Annotated in this window: 15 protein-coding genes and 1 tRNA gene; 12 read left to right on the top strand and 4 right to left on the bottom strand. The window is 67.9% G+C overall.

Annotation, left to right across the window (positions count from 1 at the left end; translation table 11 throughout):
* The 3 genes from Q0C81_RS05810 to Q0C81_RS05820 form a co-directional block, all read left to right on the top strand.
* Window positions 1-132: NAD(P)/FAD-dependent oxidoreductase (locus tag Q0C81_RS05810; RefSeq protein ID WP_291834925.1), on the top strand; the 132-nt coding region annotated here is incomplete at its 5' end.
* 17 nt (window positions 133-149) lie between these two features.
* Window positions 150-1,793: a M20/M25/M40 family metallo-hydrolase gene (locus tag Q0C81_RS05815; RefSeq protein ID WP_291834883.1), complete on the top strand. Its 1,644-nt coding sequence runs from the start codon at window positions 150-152 to the stop codon at window positions 1,791-1,793.
* A 31-nt stretch (window positions 1,794-1,824) separates the two neighbouring features.
* Window positions 1,825-2,961, top strand: a complete 1,137-nt coding sequence (locus tag Q0C81_RS05820; protein ID WP_291834885.1) for a serine hydrolase domain-containing protein — start codon at window positions 1,825-1,827, stop codon at window positions 2,959-2,961.
* On the opposite strand, the gene Q0C81_RS05825 is transcribed toward Q0C81_RS05820, so the two are convergent.
* From Q0C81_RS05825 to Q0C81_RS05835, 3 genes are all read right to left on the bottom strand, one after another.
* Window positions 2,946-4,400, bottom strand: a complete 1,455-nt coding sequence (locus Q0C81_RS05825; RefSeq protein WP_291834887.1) for an MFS transporter — start codon at window positions 4,398-4,400, stop codon at window positions 2,946-2,948. The genes Q0C81_RS05820 and Q0C81_RS05825 overlap by 16 nt on opposite strands.
* Window positions 4,401-4,409: 9 nt before the next feature.
* Entirely contained in the window at window positions 4,410-5,339 is a 930-nt protein-coding gene (rarD, locus tag Q0C81_RS05830; protein ID WP_291834889.1) for an EamA family transporter RarD, read from the bottom strand.
* 83 nt (window positions 5,340-5,422) lie between these two features.
* A complete protein-coding gene (locus Q0C81_RS05835) occupies window positions 5,423-6,469 on the bottom strand; it encodes an aspartate-semialdehyde dehydrogenase (protein WP_291834893.1) in 1,047 nt (348 codons plus the stop codon).
* A 152-nt stretch (window positions 6,470-6,621) separates the two neighbouring features.
* Here Q0C81_RS05835 and zapE point away from each other — a divergent pair, with 152 nt between their 5' ends.
* The 6 genes from zapE to Q0C81_RS05865 all read left to right on the top strand — a co-directional run bounded on the left by zapE (window position 6,622) and on the right by Q0C81_RS05865 (window position 10,384).
* The gene (zapE, locus tag Q0C81_RS05840; RefSeq protein ID WP_291834896.1) at window positions 6,622-7,725 is read left to right on the top strand and encodes a cell division protein ZapE; all 1,104 of its coding nucleotides are present in this window, start codon (window positions 6,622-6,624) and stop codon (window positions 7,723-7,725) included.
* Between the two features lie 185 nt (window positions 7,726-7,910).
* The gene (locus tag Q0C81_RS05845) at window positions 7,911-8,450 is read left to right on the top strand and encodes a hypothetical protein (protein ID WP_291834899.1); all 540 of its coding nucleotides are present in this window, start codon (window positions 7,911-7,913) and stop codon (window positions 8,448-8,450) included.
* A 376-nt stretch (window positions 8,451-8,826) separates the two neighbouring features.
* The gene (locus Q0C81_RS05850; RefSeq protein ID WP_291834901.1) at window positions 8,827-9,303 is read left to right on the top strand and encodes a helix-turn-helix transcriptional regulator; all 477 of its coding nucleotides are present in this window, start codon (window positions 8,827-8,829) and stop codon (window positions 9,301-9,303) included.
* 14 nt (window positions 9,304-9,317) lie between these two features.
* Window positions 9,318-9,683 (top strand): hypothetical protein, encoded by a 366-nt coding sequence (locus Q0C81_RS05855; RefSeq protein WP_291834904.1) that lies wholly within the window; start codon window positions 9,318-9,320, stop codon window positions 9,681-9,683.
* A gap of 13 nt (window positions 9,684-9,696) precedes the next feature.
* A complete protein-coding gene (locus tag Q0C81_RS05860) occupies window positions 9,697-10,176 on the top strand; it encodes a hypothetical protein (RefSeq protein WP_291834907.1) in 480 nt (159 codons plus the stop codon).
* Entirely contained in the window at window positions 10,118-10,384 is a 267-nt protein-coding gene (locus Q0C81_RS05865) for a hypothetical protein (protein ID WP_291834910.1), read from the top strand. Before Q0C81_RS05860 ends, Q0C81_RS05865 begins: the two co-directional genes overlap by 59 nt.
* A 3-nt stretch (window positions 10,385-10,387) precedes the next feature.
* Here Q0C81_RS05865 and Q0C81_RS05870 read toward each other — a convergent pair whose 3' ends face one another.
* Entirely contained in the window at window positions 10,388-11,680 is a 1,293-nt protein-coding gene (locus tag Q0C81_RS05870) for a hypothetical protein (RefSeq protein ID WP_291834912.1), read from the bottom strand.
* A gap of 250 nt (window positions 11,681-11,930) precedes the next feature.
* On the opposite strand from Q0C81_RS05870, the gene Q0C81_RS05875 reads away from it, so the two are divergent.
* The 3 genes from Q0C81_RS05875 to Q0C81_RS05885 all read left to right on the top strand — a co-directional run.
* Window positions 11,931-12,007 (top strand) — tRNA-Arg (locus Q0C81_RS05875).
* A gap of 345 nt (window positions 12,008-12,352) precedes the next feature.
* Window positions 12,353-12,865: a helix-turn-helix domain-containing protein gene (locus Q0C81_RS05880; protein ID WP_291834914.1), complete on the top strand. Its 513-nt coding sequence runs from the start codon at window positions 12,353-12,355 to the stop codon at window positions 12,863-12,865.
* 43 nt (window positions 12,866-12,908) lie between these two features.
* Window positions 12,909-13,453, top strand: a 545-nt coding sequence (locus Q0C81_RS05885; RefSeq protein ID WP_291834916.1) for a hypothetical protein, incomplete at its 3' end; no start/stop codon positions are given.

The raw sequence follows: 13,453 nt of genomic DNA on the forward strand, positions 1-13,453 counted from the left end.
GGCGAGATGCTGGACTGGGAGGCTCCGACAGGCGGCTATCTGCTTCAGGCCAGCCTGGCGTCGGGCGTGGTCGCGGCGGACGGGCTGCTGGACTGGCTGGGTCCCGCGGGGCAGGGTGACCGCCCGTCCTGACCGCCCGGAGTATCCGCATGCGCCTGAGATCGATCCTCGTTTCGGCCACGGCGCTGCTCTGTCTCGCGAGCGCCGCCCCCAGTCTGTCCTGGGCCCAGCAGGCCGACCCGGCCCGCCTCAACGAGTACACCCGCGTCCTCGCCTCGGATGAATTCGAAGGCCGGGGCGTGGCCACGCCGGGCGAACAGAAGACCGTCGACTATGTAGTGGCGCAATTCCGGGCGCTCGGCCTCGAGCCGGGGGGACCGGACGGCCAATGGGTGCAGACCGCCCATCTCAGCCGCACCCAGCAGGACGGACCCGCCGTCATCACGGCCACCGTCGGCGGCGCGACCCGGACGCTGGAGCGGGGTCCGCAGATCCTCGTGGCCAGCGACCGGCCCGTCGACCGCATCACCGTCGCTGACGCTCCAGTGATCTTCGCCGGCTATGGCGTCGATGCGCCCGAGCGGAACTGGGACGACTTCAAGGACGTCGATGTGCGGGGCAAGATCCTGCTCGTCATCGTCAACGACCCCGACTTCGGCGCGCCCGAGGGCCACCCTGTGACGGGCCGGTTCGACGGCAATGCGATGACCTTCTACGGTCGCTGGACCTACAAATTCCAGGAGGCGGCGCGGCAGGGGGCCGCGGGCGTTCTGGTCATCCACGACACCGCCGGCGCCGGCTATGGCTGGAGCGTGCTGGAGAACTCCTCCACCGCGCCCGACTTCGACATCGTGCGGACCAACTGGGAGGCCGAGCGCGTGCCGGCCCAAGGGTGGATCCAGGGCGCGGTGGCGGAACAGCTGATCCGCGACGCGAATCTCGACTACGCCGCCCTGCGCGATCAGGCCCGTACGCCGGAGTTCCGGCCGGTCGCACTGCCCGGGGTGACGATGTCGATCGACTTCGGCCAGACCCACGCCAACATCGAAAGCCGCAACATCCTGGCCCGCATTCCGGGGTCGGAGCATCCGGACGAGACGGTGCTCTACGGCGCCCACTGGGACGCCTATGGCCGCGCCACGCCGAAGAACGGCGATGACATCTATAACGGCGCCGTGGACAACGCGACCGGCGTGGCCGCCGTGCTGGAACTGGCGCGGCTGTTCAAGGAAGGCCCGCCGCCGCAGCGCTCGGTGGTCTTCGCCGCCTGGACCGCAGAGGAGGCGGGGCTGCTGGGCGCGGAATACTACGCCGCAAATCCGGTCTGGCCGCTGGAGACCACGGTCGCCAACATCAATATGGACAGCTTCCTGCCGGGTACGGAGGTCTCGCCCGAGATCGTCGTCATCGGCGCCGGCAAGAGCCAGACCGACGCCTGGATCGAACGTCGGGCGACGGAACAGGGCCGCCGCCTGATCCCCGACCCCGCGCCGCAGGCCGGCGGCTTCTACCGCTCCGACCACTTCCCGCTGGCCAAGATGGGCGTCCCAGCCCTGTTCGCCGCCGCCGGCTTCACCGGCCACAACGCCGCCAGCCGGGACTACGTCCAGAACCGCTATCATCAGCCTTCGGACGAGTGGACGCCGGACTGGGTGATGGACGCCGCCGCCGTGGACGTGAACCTGCTCTACGCCGTCGGCCGCGACCTGGCCGACAGCCGGGAGTGGCCGCAATGGAACGCAGGCGCCGAGTTCGAGGCGGCGCGGAACGCCTCGGCGGATCGGCGGGAGTGACGGACGCGGGCGAGGCCGGTAGGAGGACCGCATGACCGACCTGCCCGACATCCACGGCGTCTGCCCGCCCGAATTCGCCGCCGTGAAGGACGCCTTCGCGGCCAACTTCACCGATGCGCCCGAGGGGCTGAACGAGCAGGGCGCGCGGTTCAGCGTCTGCAGGGGCGGCGAGGTGATCGTCGACCTGTGGGGCGGCTGGGCCGACGCGGCGAAGACGGTTCCGTTCGGCGAGCGGACCCTGACGCCCGTCTTCTCGACCGGCAAGGCGGTCATGGCCCTGCTGATCGCGACCTGCGTCGAGCGCGGCCTGCTGGACTATGAGGCGACGGTCGCCAGCTACTGGCCGGCCTTCGGACAGGCGGGCAAGGATCGCATCACCGTCGGCCAGATGATGAGCCACCAGGCGGGTCTGCCGGGGTTCGACACCACCGAGGATCCGGCGATCTGGTTCGACCGCGAGGCGACCCTGGCCCGACTGTGCGCCCAGACGCCGATGTGGGAGCCGGGCACCGCGTCAGGATACAGCCCGATCGTCATCGGCTATCTGGCCGGCGAGCTGTTCCGCATCGTCGACGGGCGGACCATGGGCACGGCGCTGCGGCAGGACTTCCCCGGCCTGGACCTGTGGATCGGCCTGCCGGAGGCGGAGCACGACCGGGTGGCGCAGATGCGCAAGCCGGCCAAGGCGACGGACCTGGGGACCATCGACGCCATCAAGACCGCCGCCTTCCTGGACAAGGGCTCGTCGCCCGGCGGGCGGGGCTCGGCCGAGTGGCGCTCGATCGAGATCCCGTCGGCCAACCTGCACGGGACCGCCCATGACCTGGCCCGCATCGCCGGCGTCATCGCCAACGGCGGCGCGTTCGAGGGACGGACCATCCTGTCGCCGGAAACCCTCGCCGCCGCGACGCGCGAGCGCATCCACGGCCTGGACAAGGTGCTGCCCTTCGTCATGGGCTGGGCGGCCGGCTTCACCCGCAACGACGGGCTGAACATCTTCGGCCCGGACGAGACCACGGTCGGCCACTGCGGCTGGGGCGGCAGCTGCGTCCTGGCAGACCCGGCGCGCGGCCTGTCGGCGGCCTATGTGATGACCCGCCAGTCGGCCTATCTGATCGGCGACCCGCGCGCCCAGCGGCTGATCGGGGCCCTCTACGGCGCGCTCTGACTTCGCTTCGGCGCCGTCAGGGCGCCGATGATCCCGGCGGCGAAGGCCGCCAGCGCGCAGCTGAACATCACCCAGATGTAGCCCCAGTGAAACGCGTTCCTCAGCCCGCCGTCGTCGGTCTCTCCCGCCATGAAGGCGCCGAGCAAGTCCCGGGCGACGCCACGGCCCTCGGCATGGTGGGCGAACTGCGCCGACAGCACCACGCCCAGCACCGCGACCGCCAGCAGACCGGCTACTCGGGCGACGGCGTTGTTGATCCCCGAGGCCACGCCGGTGTGGCCTTCGGGAACGGCGCCCATCACCGCCGCCGTCAGCGGTCCGACCGCCAGCGTCATGCCGACGGCCAGCACGGTCATTCCGGCCAGGGGACCTCCGACATAGCCCGCGGTGCGCGGCATGATGGCCAGAAGGATCAGGCCGACGCCGGCCAGGGCGGGGCCCAGCCCCAGCGACAGCCGCGCTCCGAACCGGTCGGCCAGCTTTCCGGCCGCGCCCGAGAACAGACTCATGATCACGGCGAAGGGCAGCATGGCGGCGCCCGCCATCGTCGCGCTCCAGCCGTGCACCCGGATCAGCTGGAACGGCAGGAAGAACATCGCCCCGCCGAGCGCGAAATAGAGCAGCAGGGTCAGCAGGTTGATCCCGCTGAACACAGGGGACCGGAACAGGCCCAGCGGCATCATCGGGTGTTTCTCCCGCGCCTCGGCCCACACGAAGGCGGCCAGAAGGGCCGTTCCGCCCACGAGGCCGCCGACGATCCACGGGTCGGTCCAGCCCAGGTCCGGCGCCGCCGTCAGCGCCCAGGTCAGGGCGGCCAGCCCGGTCATGGCCAGCACGGCGCCGAGCCAGTCCAGTCCCTTGGCGTCCGCGTCCCGGCTTTCGGGCACGGCCTTCAGGGTGACCAGGGCGGTCAGGGCGGCCAGCGGGACATTGATCCAGAAGATGAAGCGCCAGTCCGCCGCATCGGCCAGCCAGCCGCCGACCAGCGGACCGATCATGCCGAACAGGGCGCCCGCCCCGGCCCAGGTCCCGAAGGCCTTGCCGCGCTCCTCGGGCGGGAAGACCGCGCCGATGACGGCCAGGGCCCCCGGCGTCAGCAGGGCCGCGCCGACCCCCTGCACCGCCCGCCCCGCGATCAGCAGTTCGACGCTCGGCGCCAGGCCGCAGGCGACGGAGGCGAGGGCGAAAAGCGCCACCCCGATCAGGAAGACCCGGCGCCGTCCGAACCGGTCGCCCGCCGCCCCGCCGATCAGCACCAGGGCGCCCAGGGTCAGCAGATAGGCGTTCGACACCCACTGCACGGCGGCGGGCCCGGCGCCCAGATCGCGCTGGATGGCGGGCAGGGCCACACCCAGGGCCGAGCCGTCGATGAAGGTCAGGCTGCTGCCCAGCACCGTGGCGACCAGCACCCAGTGTTTACGGCTCTTGGACAGGGTCATGAACCGACGCTACGCCGGTTCAGCGGAATCCTTCAACGCCTGACGCGCGGCGCGCACCCGGAACCAGGCGGCCGCCGCGAACACGCCAGCGCCGATCCAGATGAAGGCGAAGGAGGCGATGCGAAGCCCTGTCAGCGCCTCGCCCGCCCAGACGCCGACGGCGAACTGAAGGGTCGGGGCCAGGAACTGGATGAAGCCGATGGTCGACAGCGGCAGACGGCGCGCGGACCAGGCGAACAGGGCCAGGGGCAGCACCGTCGCCGGCCCGTTGACCAGGGCCCACAGGGTGTTCGTCGGGCTGTCGAAGGCCACGCCCGCGCCGGCGTGCTGCAGCCACAGCACCCAGACCAGCCCCAGCGGCGCCAGCAGCAGGCATTCGACCAGCAGGCCGGCCTGCGCGTCGATCGGCACGCGCTTGCGGATCACGCCGTAGCTGGCGAACGACAGGGCCAGGGCGATGGAGATCCACGGCGGCCGACCCAGGGCCACCGCCTGGAGCGTGACGCCGACGGCGGCCAGGCCGATGGCGACCCAGCCCCATTTGTCGATCTTCTCGCGGAACAACCACAGGCCCACGACCATGTTGAGCAGCGGGTTGATGTAGTAGCCGAGGCTGGCTTCCAGGGTGGAATGGTGGGTGGTCGCCCAGACGTAGATGCCCCAGTTCACTGCGATCAGCACCGTCGACAGCGACAGCCAGGCCAGGACCTTGGGCGTGCGGAAGACCGCCAGGACCTGGCCGCCCTGTTTCGCCAGCAGGACCAGCAGGCCCGCGACCACCACCGCCCACAGGGCGCGGTGGGCCAGGATTTCGAACGCGTCGAAGCCGACGGCGTGCTGGCCCATGAACAGCAGGGGCATCAGCCCCCACAGAGTGTAGCAGGCGAAGGCGGACAGCAGGGCGGGACGGCTCTGGTCGGAGCCGGGAGCGGGGGCCATGGGCTTCTCCTTCGCCGACGGACTAGTCCGGGGAGGGCGGCGAGGCTGGCGGGAAACGGCCGCGTCTGGAGACGCGCCGACGCTTAGACAGTCAGGGTGCGATAGCCGCTGGAGGATTTGATCGTGCCGGTCTCATCGAGCAGCTGGGCGATCTGGACGGCGTTCAGGGCCGCGCCCTTGCGCAGGTTGTCCGACACCACCCAGAACGACAGGCCGTTCTCGACCGTGTGATCCTTGCGGATGCGGCTGACGTAGACGGCGTGCTCGCCGGCGGCGTCGACCGGGGTGATGTAGCCGTCGGCCTCGTGCTTATCGATGACCTGCACGCCGGGCGCGTCACGCAGGATGGCGCGGGCCTCGTCGGGGCTGATCGACTTGTCGAACTCGACGGTCACCGACTCGGAGTGGCCGACGAAGACCGGCACGCGGACGCAAGTGACCGTCAGCTTGATGTTCGGATCCAGCATCTTGTGGGTCTCGTCCCACATCTTGGCTTCCTCGTCGGTGTAGCCGTCGTCGCGGAACGAGCCGATGAAGGGCAGGACGTTGAAGGCGATCTGCTTGGGGAATTTTTTCGGCGTGGCGTCGCCCAGGCCGTAGATGGCCTTGGTCTGGTTCCACAGCTCGTCCATGCCTTCCTTCCCGGCGCCCGACACCGACTGATAGGTCGAGACCACGACGCGCTTGATCTTGGCGGCGTCGTGCAGGGGCTTCAGGGCCACGACCAGCTGGACGGTCGAGCAGTTGGGGTTGGCGATGATGTTCTTCTTCTTCGCCAGCTTGATGTCGTCCGGATTCACTTCCGGCACGATCAGCGGCACATCCGGGTCCATGCGGAAGGCGGAGGAGTTGTCGATCACGATCGGACCGGCCTTGCCGATCTTTTCGGACCATTCCTTCGACACCCCGCTGCCGGCCGACATCAGGACCAGGTCAACGGTCGAGAAGTCGAACTGCTCCAGGTCCTGGGCCTTCAGCGTGCGGTCGCCGAAGGAGACCTCCATGCCTTTGGATTTGCGCGAGGCGATGGCGTGCATTTCATCGACGGGGAATTCCAGTTCCTCGATGATGTTCATCATCTCCCGACCGACATTGCCGGTGGCGCCAACGACAGCGACGCGATAGCCCATGAGCATATTCCTTGGTGCGCCGACGCTCGCCACGCGGTGGCTTGCGGCTTGAGCGCGATAGGGGGTGTGGATAAGCAAGATTGCATGTAGCCCTTCGCAGGCGCGAAGCAATCGCTTTTCAGGCGGGACGGCGACGGTTAAGCCCGAGAACGATGTCCTCTCGCATACGCACAGCTTATGATCGCCGTTTGGCCGATGGGCGGCTGACGCCCGATCCGTCGCAGGTGACGGTGGTTGAGGCGCTCGGGCGGCTGGAGGCCGACCTTGAGAAACGGGGCCTGTTCGGCGCCCGGCCGGAGGTGCGCGGCGTCTATCTTTGGGGCCCGCCGGGACGCGGCAAATCCATCCTGATGGACCTGTTCTTCGCCAGCGCGCCGGAAGAGCGGAAGGTCCGCGCCCATTTCCATGCCTTCATGGCCCGCATCCACGACCTGATCGGCCAGTGGCGCAAGGGCGACAAGAAGGCTCGCCAGGCGGTGTTCGGGACGCACAAGGGCGACGATCCCATCGAGCCGGTGGCCGACCTGATCGCCTCGGAAGCCCGGCTGCTGTGCTTCGATGAGTTGCAGGTCACCGACATCGCCGACGCCATGATCCTGGGCCGGCTGTTCGAAGCCCTGTTCGAGAAGAAGGTGGTGCTGGCCGTCACCTCCAACCGCGCGCCGGACCAGCTCTATCTGAACGGAATCAACCGCCAGCTCTTCCTGCCCTTCATCGACATGATCGAGGCGAAGTGCGAGGTCGTCTCGGTTCAGGGCGCCCGGGACTGGCGGCTGGACCGGCTGAGGGGCGACCGGATGTGGTTCGCGCCGAACGACGCCGACGCCCGCGCCGGTTTCGAAGCCCTGTGGTCCGACCTCAAGGGCGACCAGCAGGAGTGTCCGACGCATCTGACCGTTCTGGGCCGTGACGTGGTCATCGAGCGGACCGACGGCGGCATGGCGCGCGCGACGTTCGAGGAGCTGTGCGGTCGTCCGCTGGGACCGCAGGACTATCTGGCCGTCGCCGGACGTTTCCACACCGTCTTTATCGAGGCCGTCCCGGTCCTGGGCCCCGCCAATCATCACGAGGCGCGCCGCTTCGTGACCCTGATCGACGCCCTGTATGAGGCGAAGACGCGGTTGGTGGCGCTGGCCGCCGCTCCGCCCGAGGCGCTTTACACCGAGGGCGTCGGCGCCTTTGAGTTCGAGCGGACGGTCTCGCGCCTGAATGAAATGGCCTCGGCGGACTGGCTTGAACACGAAAGAGCGGCTTAGAGCGAAATCGGTTGAGTTGGACGCCGTCCAACTCAGCTCAGATTTCGCTCCAGCATGATTCTGGAGCCTGATTCACGGCATCAGCGGAATCGCGAAGCGATTCCACTTCAGCCGATCAGGCTCTAGGGTGTGGCCACAATTTCGCTTCGCCGGTCGGACCTGATCGCGAACCCACGGAGATCGCCATGCGCCGCCTGACCCCCTTCGCCGCCGCTCTCAGCCTGACGCTCGCCGTCGCCCTGCCGGCCGTCGCCCAGACTCCGCCCCCGGCGGCGGCGGCGCCCGAGCGCGGCGTGGTTCCGGCCGAGGTGAAGGCCTGGCTGACCAGCCTGGGCGGCACGGTCGCAGACCCCGCGCCGGTCGACGGCGGCTTCCTGCTGCGCGTGTCCGACGAACCGCTTCCGTGGAGCCTCAGCCTGTTCGGCTGCCAGACCCGCTGCGACGACATCCAGTACAACGCCGTCTTCACCGGCCCGATCACCGAGGCCCAGGTCACCGCCTGGAATCGTGACAACCGCTACCTGAAGGCGGTCTGGGTCGCCCCCGCCACGGCGGGCGCCGACGCCACCATCCTGGCCCAGTACGATGTCCTGCTGCTCGCCGACGGAAACACCCAGCTGCAGGAGCCGACCTACATCTGGCTCCAACTCCTGACCCAGTTCGCCCGCACCCTGTTCCAGAGCGTCGCTCCGGCGGCTCCCGCGGCGTCTTCGCCGGGCCAGTGATCCCGGGATTGTGAGAGCGGGCTCGGTCATGATCGATGACGCTCCGTCCCCGCCTGCGGCACACGTCCCGGCGACCCGGGCTGAGTCGCGATCAAACCGAACGGAAGGGGCCGCGAATTATTGTCGCGGCCCTTTTTCATTGGGACGCGCTCGAACGATCCGGCTCCGGACAAAGCGGGGCGCGCGGACTCGCATACCGCGAACGGCCCGCGCCGAACGCCCTTTCTCACGCATTCATCTGTCTGTCAGGTGCTCAACACTACCTTGGGGCGTTAAGGATGAACGTGGTCCCGGCGCCTCGAAAGCCGCGTGAAGAATCAAGGCTCTGGACGGCCACGACCTAACGGACTTAGCTGTCTCCGGGAGGGGTCGCGGAATGCCGGAAAGGTTGACGAAACGGCAGGAAGAATGCCTGCGCCTGTCGGCGACCATGACCGACAAGGAGATCGCGCGCGCGCTCGGCATCTCCGAAAACACCGTCGACAAACACTTCCGCGAAATCCTCCGGAAGTTCGGGGTCAACACGCGAAAAGCCGCCTTGCGCCTACTGGCGTCTGACGCGTCATACGCGACGGACGCCATACCGCCCGGCCCTTTTTCAACGCCAGATCGCGGGGTCGATGCGGACCGGGTCGCCGGTTCCCTCGCCTCCACTGTCCCAGCCGACCGCAGCCTCTACGGAGTCTACAGCCGACTGGGACGGTGGCGGACGCCAGGATCTCTGCGCGTCCGGACCTTCGCCATCTTCGGATGGGCCATGGTCGGGCTGATCCTGCTGACCATCCTTACGGGGCTGGTCGGTCTGGTCTTCGGGGGAACGGATCCTTTCGCACCGACAGGTGGCAATCCCTGACCCTGAAGGATCTCATGAACATCGCTCAGAAGCCCGACCAGTACGCCAGCGCCGTCGCGCTGGATCTGCGGGAAGCCGAACACATGATCGACGCGGCCGGCGCCCGGCTGGCCGACATGATCTCCCACGCCCTGTCCGGCCGCATGAGCGCCGGCCTGGCCGCCGGCGCCGGTCACCGGGCGTTCAGCGCCGCCGCCAAGGCGCTGCACACCCTGACCGAAGCCCGCGGCGAGCTGGTCGAGGCCCATGGCCACGCCCTGCGCGACGCGCGCCGCATGGGGCTGAACCACACCCTGCTGATCCCGGGCGAGACCAAGCCCCAGGACGGCGAGGTGCTGACGCCCAATCCGAAACCGACCGGCCGTCTGGCCACGGTCTGACGATCAGCCCCGCGTGACCACAATCGTGATCATCGCCATCACCCTCGCGGGTGTGCTGGCCCTGTTCCGCTTCGGCGGATGGGAAGAGCGCGCCGTCGGCGTGATGGTTCTGGCCCTGCTGATCCTCATTCGCGTCGTGGAGCCGATCCAGATCGGCACCCTGCGCGCCGGAGTGGCGGGACTGGAGATCGCCTTCCTGTTCGCGATCCTGTGGCTGACCTATGTCCGTGATCGCTGGTGGCTGACCGCCCTGGCCGGCTTCCAGCTGATCTCGGTCCTGACCCACGTCGTACCCGTGCTGGCCGCCGGCCGGCACTTCGCATGGACCGCCATCACCATCCGCCTGGAGGTGTGGCTACTGATCTGTATCACTTTCTTCGTCGGCGCCTGGGAAGCCTGGGCCGCTCGACGCTTTGCCCGGGAGGGCGGGTTTCATGACCAAGACAAACATCGATCAAGCCTGGTCGATCTGGACGCAATCCAGCGGCCCTGACACCAGCGACGAGGTCCGGCGCGCCCGCGCCGAGGCCCAGATCCTCGACCAGAAACCGGAGACGCCCAAGCACGCGGCGATGATCCTGGAAGTGCTCCAGGACAATCTGCGCGCCGGCAGCCGGACGGACGACCGGGACCTGGGCGCCCTGGCCCGGCTGACCGCCTTCATGCGGCGCCTGGACCAGGACCCGCGCGTCGCCGGCTGAGGTTCAGTCCGTAAGGTCGGCCGGCAGGATCTGGCTGGACAGCAGGGTCTCCATGCCCCGCCAGTGATCCGGTCCCTGCCGCTCGACCCAGGCCTGAACCACGTCGCGGCCCAGGCCGTAGTTGATGATGTAGCTGCGGTAGGTGTCGATGAAGCGCAGCCGCTGGGTCGCCTTGGCGCGGTCGGCGAGACTGTATTTCATCAGCCGCTCGATGCTCTCGTCGCGGCTGACGCGTCCGGCCAGATAGTCGTCGGCGATGGTGTATTCGGCGCGGGCCAGGCGGCGGGTCAACGCGCCCAGCCGGGCCTTCTTCTCCGCCGTCGCCGGGTCCAGGCCGGCCAGGGGGAACAGCACCTCGCGCTCGAAACGGGTTCCCTCGCTGCCGGGGAAGGCCAGGTCGATGCCGTAGTTGGCGCTGCCCTCGGCGACGAAGGACATGGGGCTGAACAGCGGATAGACGCTCATCTCCACCCAGCCCCGGTCGCGCACGAAGGTCTGTTCCAGCAGGGCGTTATAGACGTGATGGCCGGGATAGCCCTCGTGGCAGCCCAGATCGATGGCGCGCTCGGTGTAGATCGGGAAGTCGGCGTTGATCTCGATCTTGGACTGCGAATTGCCTTGGTAATAATTATAGCCGGACCACGGCTTGTCGCCGACGAAGGCCAGGGTGAAGTTCTCGTTAGCGGGCAGGCGGATGTGACGGGCGGTCCGCGCGCGGCACTCGGCGATGGCGGCGTCCATGACGGCCTGCAGCCGATCCTTCGGAATGACGTAGTGCGATTTGAACTCGGTCACCCGGTCCGACAGGGCCCCCGGGCCGGGCAGCAGGGCGTCGATCTCGGCCAGCACCGTGTCATAGTCCGACAGGGGCTTCAGCTCGGGCCGCACGCCGAACAGGGCGAAGGCCTCGTCGGCGAAGCTCATCTTCTCGCCCGACAGCATGCGCAGGCGGGCCGAAGCCGCCGAAACGTGGGCCAGCAGATAGGCCTTGCGCTGGACGGTCATGGCCTCCGCGCCGGTCGTGGAGATGGCGTTCAGACGACCGGTCAGCGTCGCGGCGCCCTGGATCAGCTGCGGCACGGTGCGCGGATTGGCGTGCGCCGCCGCCTGCCACTCGGCCGGGCCGTAGTAGGCGTCGACATAGCCGGGCTCGCGCTCGCCGATCTCCAGGATCAGGGCGACATAGTCGCGGGCCACCGCGTCCAGGGTGTCGCCCCCGGGTCCGGTCGGCGGAGCTGACGGCGCGGTGGCGCAGGCCCCCACGAGACAGAGCAGGGCGAGAATGAGGGCGCGCATCGGAACCTCCCGTCGATGAAGCGGCGGCAGGCTAGACCATTTTTGCTTCAGGGCGACCCGCCCTGAATCCAAAAAATGGTCCGGCATCATCCGGGAGCGAAATCTGAGCTGCGCGGGACCGATGTCCCGCACCGCCGATTTCGCCCTAGGCCCCGCGGCGCCGTCCGGCCAAGAGCGGTCATGCTTTCGGGATTGAGGGCGGGCCGCTCATCCTGTAGAGGCCTTGCCTCCGGCGTTCTCGCCGCCAGACGCACCCGTAGCTCAGCTGGATAGAGTACTGCCCTCCGAAGGCAGGGGTCAGAGGTTCGAATCCTCTCGGGTGCGCCATTTTCCCTTTCGAATGTAGACGCCTATGGCCATCGACTCAGTTTTCACTGAGTCCACAAGACGCGCCCGAACGTGCGCGGCCGCGCATTGCAGCAGGATCTCCGGAACCGCTCGTTCAGCGTCAATCTGCGTGGTCGGCGGACGAGGCGCACAGGTAACCGATCTGGGCCGGACGACGGCGTGCCGATCCGATGCGACAAGGGAGGCAGGACTCATGCAAAGTGAGTGGCCGAGCGAAGGCTGCTGCCAAAAGCCCTTGCAGCGCTCAGAGCGACATTTCGTTGGACAAAACTCACATATTAGGTGATAAAGTCACATCTTCAGCGAAAAACAGGAGGCGCGAAGGTGACTACCCAAACGAACGGTATCCCGTCGATCAGCAGTGGAGAGTTTCGCATGGTGCGGCAGCTCCTGAACGATACGCAGGAGACATTCGGGAAACGCCTCGGCCTCTCCAAACGCACCATCGAGGAGTACGAAGCGGGCCGACGCGAAATCCCGATCTATATCCGGGACGCGCTTCACCTCGCCTGCATGAAGGCCGCACTGGAACGACGCAATCCACGGCTGGCCACCGAGGCGACTGGTCAGCTCGCAGAGAAACTTGCGGACCTGCGAGCCGAGGTACAATTCGGAGACCAGGTGAACGGTTGGGCGTTTGCGGTAGCGGACCGTCAAGCTGAAGGTGCGTCGGTCACCTATGCTTGGGCCGTGGCTGTAGACGATATGACGGCGGCGAGCGCGGTACTTAGCAAACGGACCCCTGCTCCACCCACAGGCTTCAGGCCATTGGCGCGACTGTCGCAGTTTACCGTCGCCCGTTTGCGCTTACGGGAGGGCGACGCTTGTCCCTTGTGAATACACACTTCCCGCGGAGCACAAGGCTTTGATGTATAGGCTCTTGGACAACGACAAGGAGCCTCTCGACGCCACGATCGACTTCGACGGTGGGGAACTCATTCTTCACAGCCGGGGCGGCGTTCGGGGGCGACCGGGTTCGCGCAACATGGACTACGGCGTCAGCCTGCGTCTGCTGCTGCAGCGGATACAGGATGCGCAGCTCCGGCTCGCCGGTGCCTGGCTTGACAGCCGGGACGCCCGACCGGTGTCGCGCGATGAGCGACGCATCTTGTTCGAAGGCGAGTTCGATCTGGCCCCGACTTTGCAATTTCGTCGGATGTCGGATCGTATGCAGGCTTACGGCCGTGCGCCCGGCGCGCCCCGCGGAGGCAGCCGGGTCAAGCGGGTTCGCATCGCCTTGGAAGATGTCGGCGGCTTTGCGGTCTTCGCTGGATTGCTCGGCATAGTCGCGCACGCGTCTCCGCCGGCCGCGACTGATGACCACCTTGAGGGCGGCCTTTCCGTGAACGATGATGATCGTGTCTGGGCCGAAGGTAGCCGTCTGCGCGCTCTCCATCTCAGACGAGAACGCGCCCCCGGGCTGGC

This window comes from Brevundimonas sp. (assembly GCF_023259385.1).
Lineage (GTDB): Bacteria > Pseudomonadota > Alphaproteobacteria > Caulobacterales > Caulobacteraceae > Brevundimonas.

Coding starts and splice junctions, on each gene's coding strand:
- Q0C81_RS05850 (WP_291834901.1), top strand. CDS start 8,827: ATGCCGGAAAGGTTGACGAAACGGCAGGAAGAATGCCTGCGCCTGTCG.
- Q0C81_RS05835 (WP_291834893.1), bottom strand. CDS start 6,469: ATGGGCTATCGCGTCGCTGTCGTTGGCGCCACCGGCAATGTCGGTCGG.
- Q0C81_RS05870 (WP_291834912.1), bottom strand. CDS start 11,680: ATGCGCGCCCTCATTCTCGCCCTGCTCTGTCTCGTGGGGGCCTGCGCC.
- Q0C81_RS05865 (WP_291834910.1), top strand. CDS start 10,118: ATGACCAAGACAAACATCGATCAAGCCTGGTCGATCTGGACGCAATCC.
- Q0C81_RS05845 (WP_291834899.1), top strand. CDS start 7,911: ATGCGCCGCCTGACCCCCTTCGCCGCCGCTCTCAGCCTGACGCTCGCC.
- rarD (WP_291834889.1), bottom strand. CDS start 5,339: ATGGCCCCCGCTCCCGGCTCCGACCAGAGCCGTCCCGCCCTGCTGTCC.
- Q0C81_RS05815 (WP_291834883.1), top strand. CDS start 150: ATGCGCCTGAGATCGATCCTCGTTTCGGCCACGGCGCTGCTCTGTCTC.
- zapE (WP_291834896.1), top strand. CDS start 6,622: ATGTCCTCTCGCATACGCACAGCTTATGATCGCCGTTTGGCCGATGGG.
- Q0C81_RS05855 (WP_291834904.1), top strand. CDS start 9,318: ATGAACATCGCTCAGAAGCCCGACCAGTACGCCAGCGCCGTCGCGCTG.
- Q0C81_RS05825 (WP_291834887.1), bottom strand. CDS start 4,400: ATGACCCTGTCCAAGAGCCGTAAACACTGGGTGCTGGTCGCCACGGTG.
- Q0C81_RS05820 (WP_291834885.1), top strand. CDS start 1,825: ATGACCGACCTGCCCGACATCCACGGCGTCTGCCCGCCCGAATTCGCC.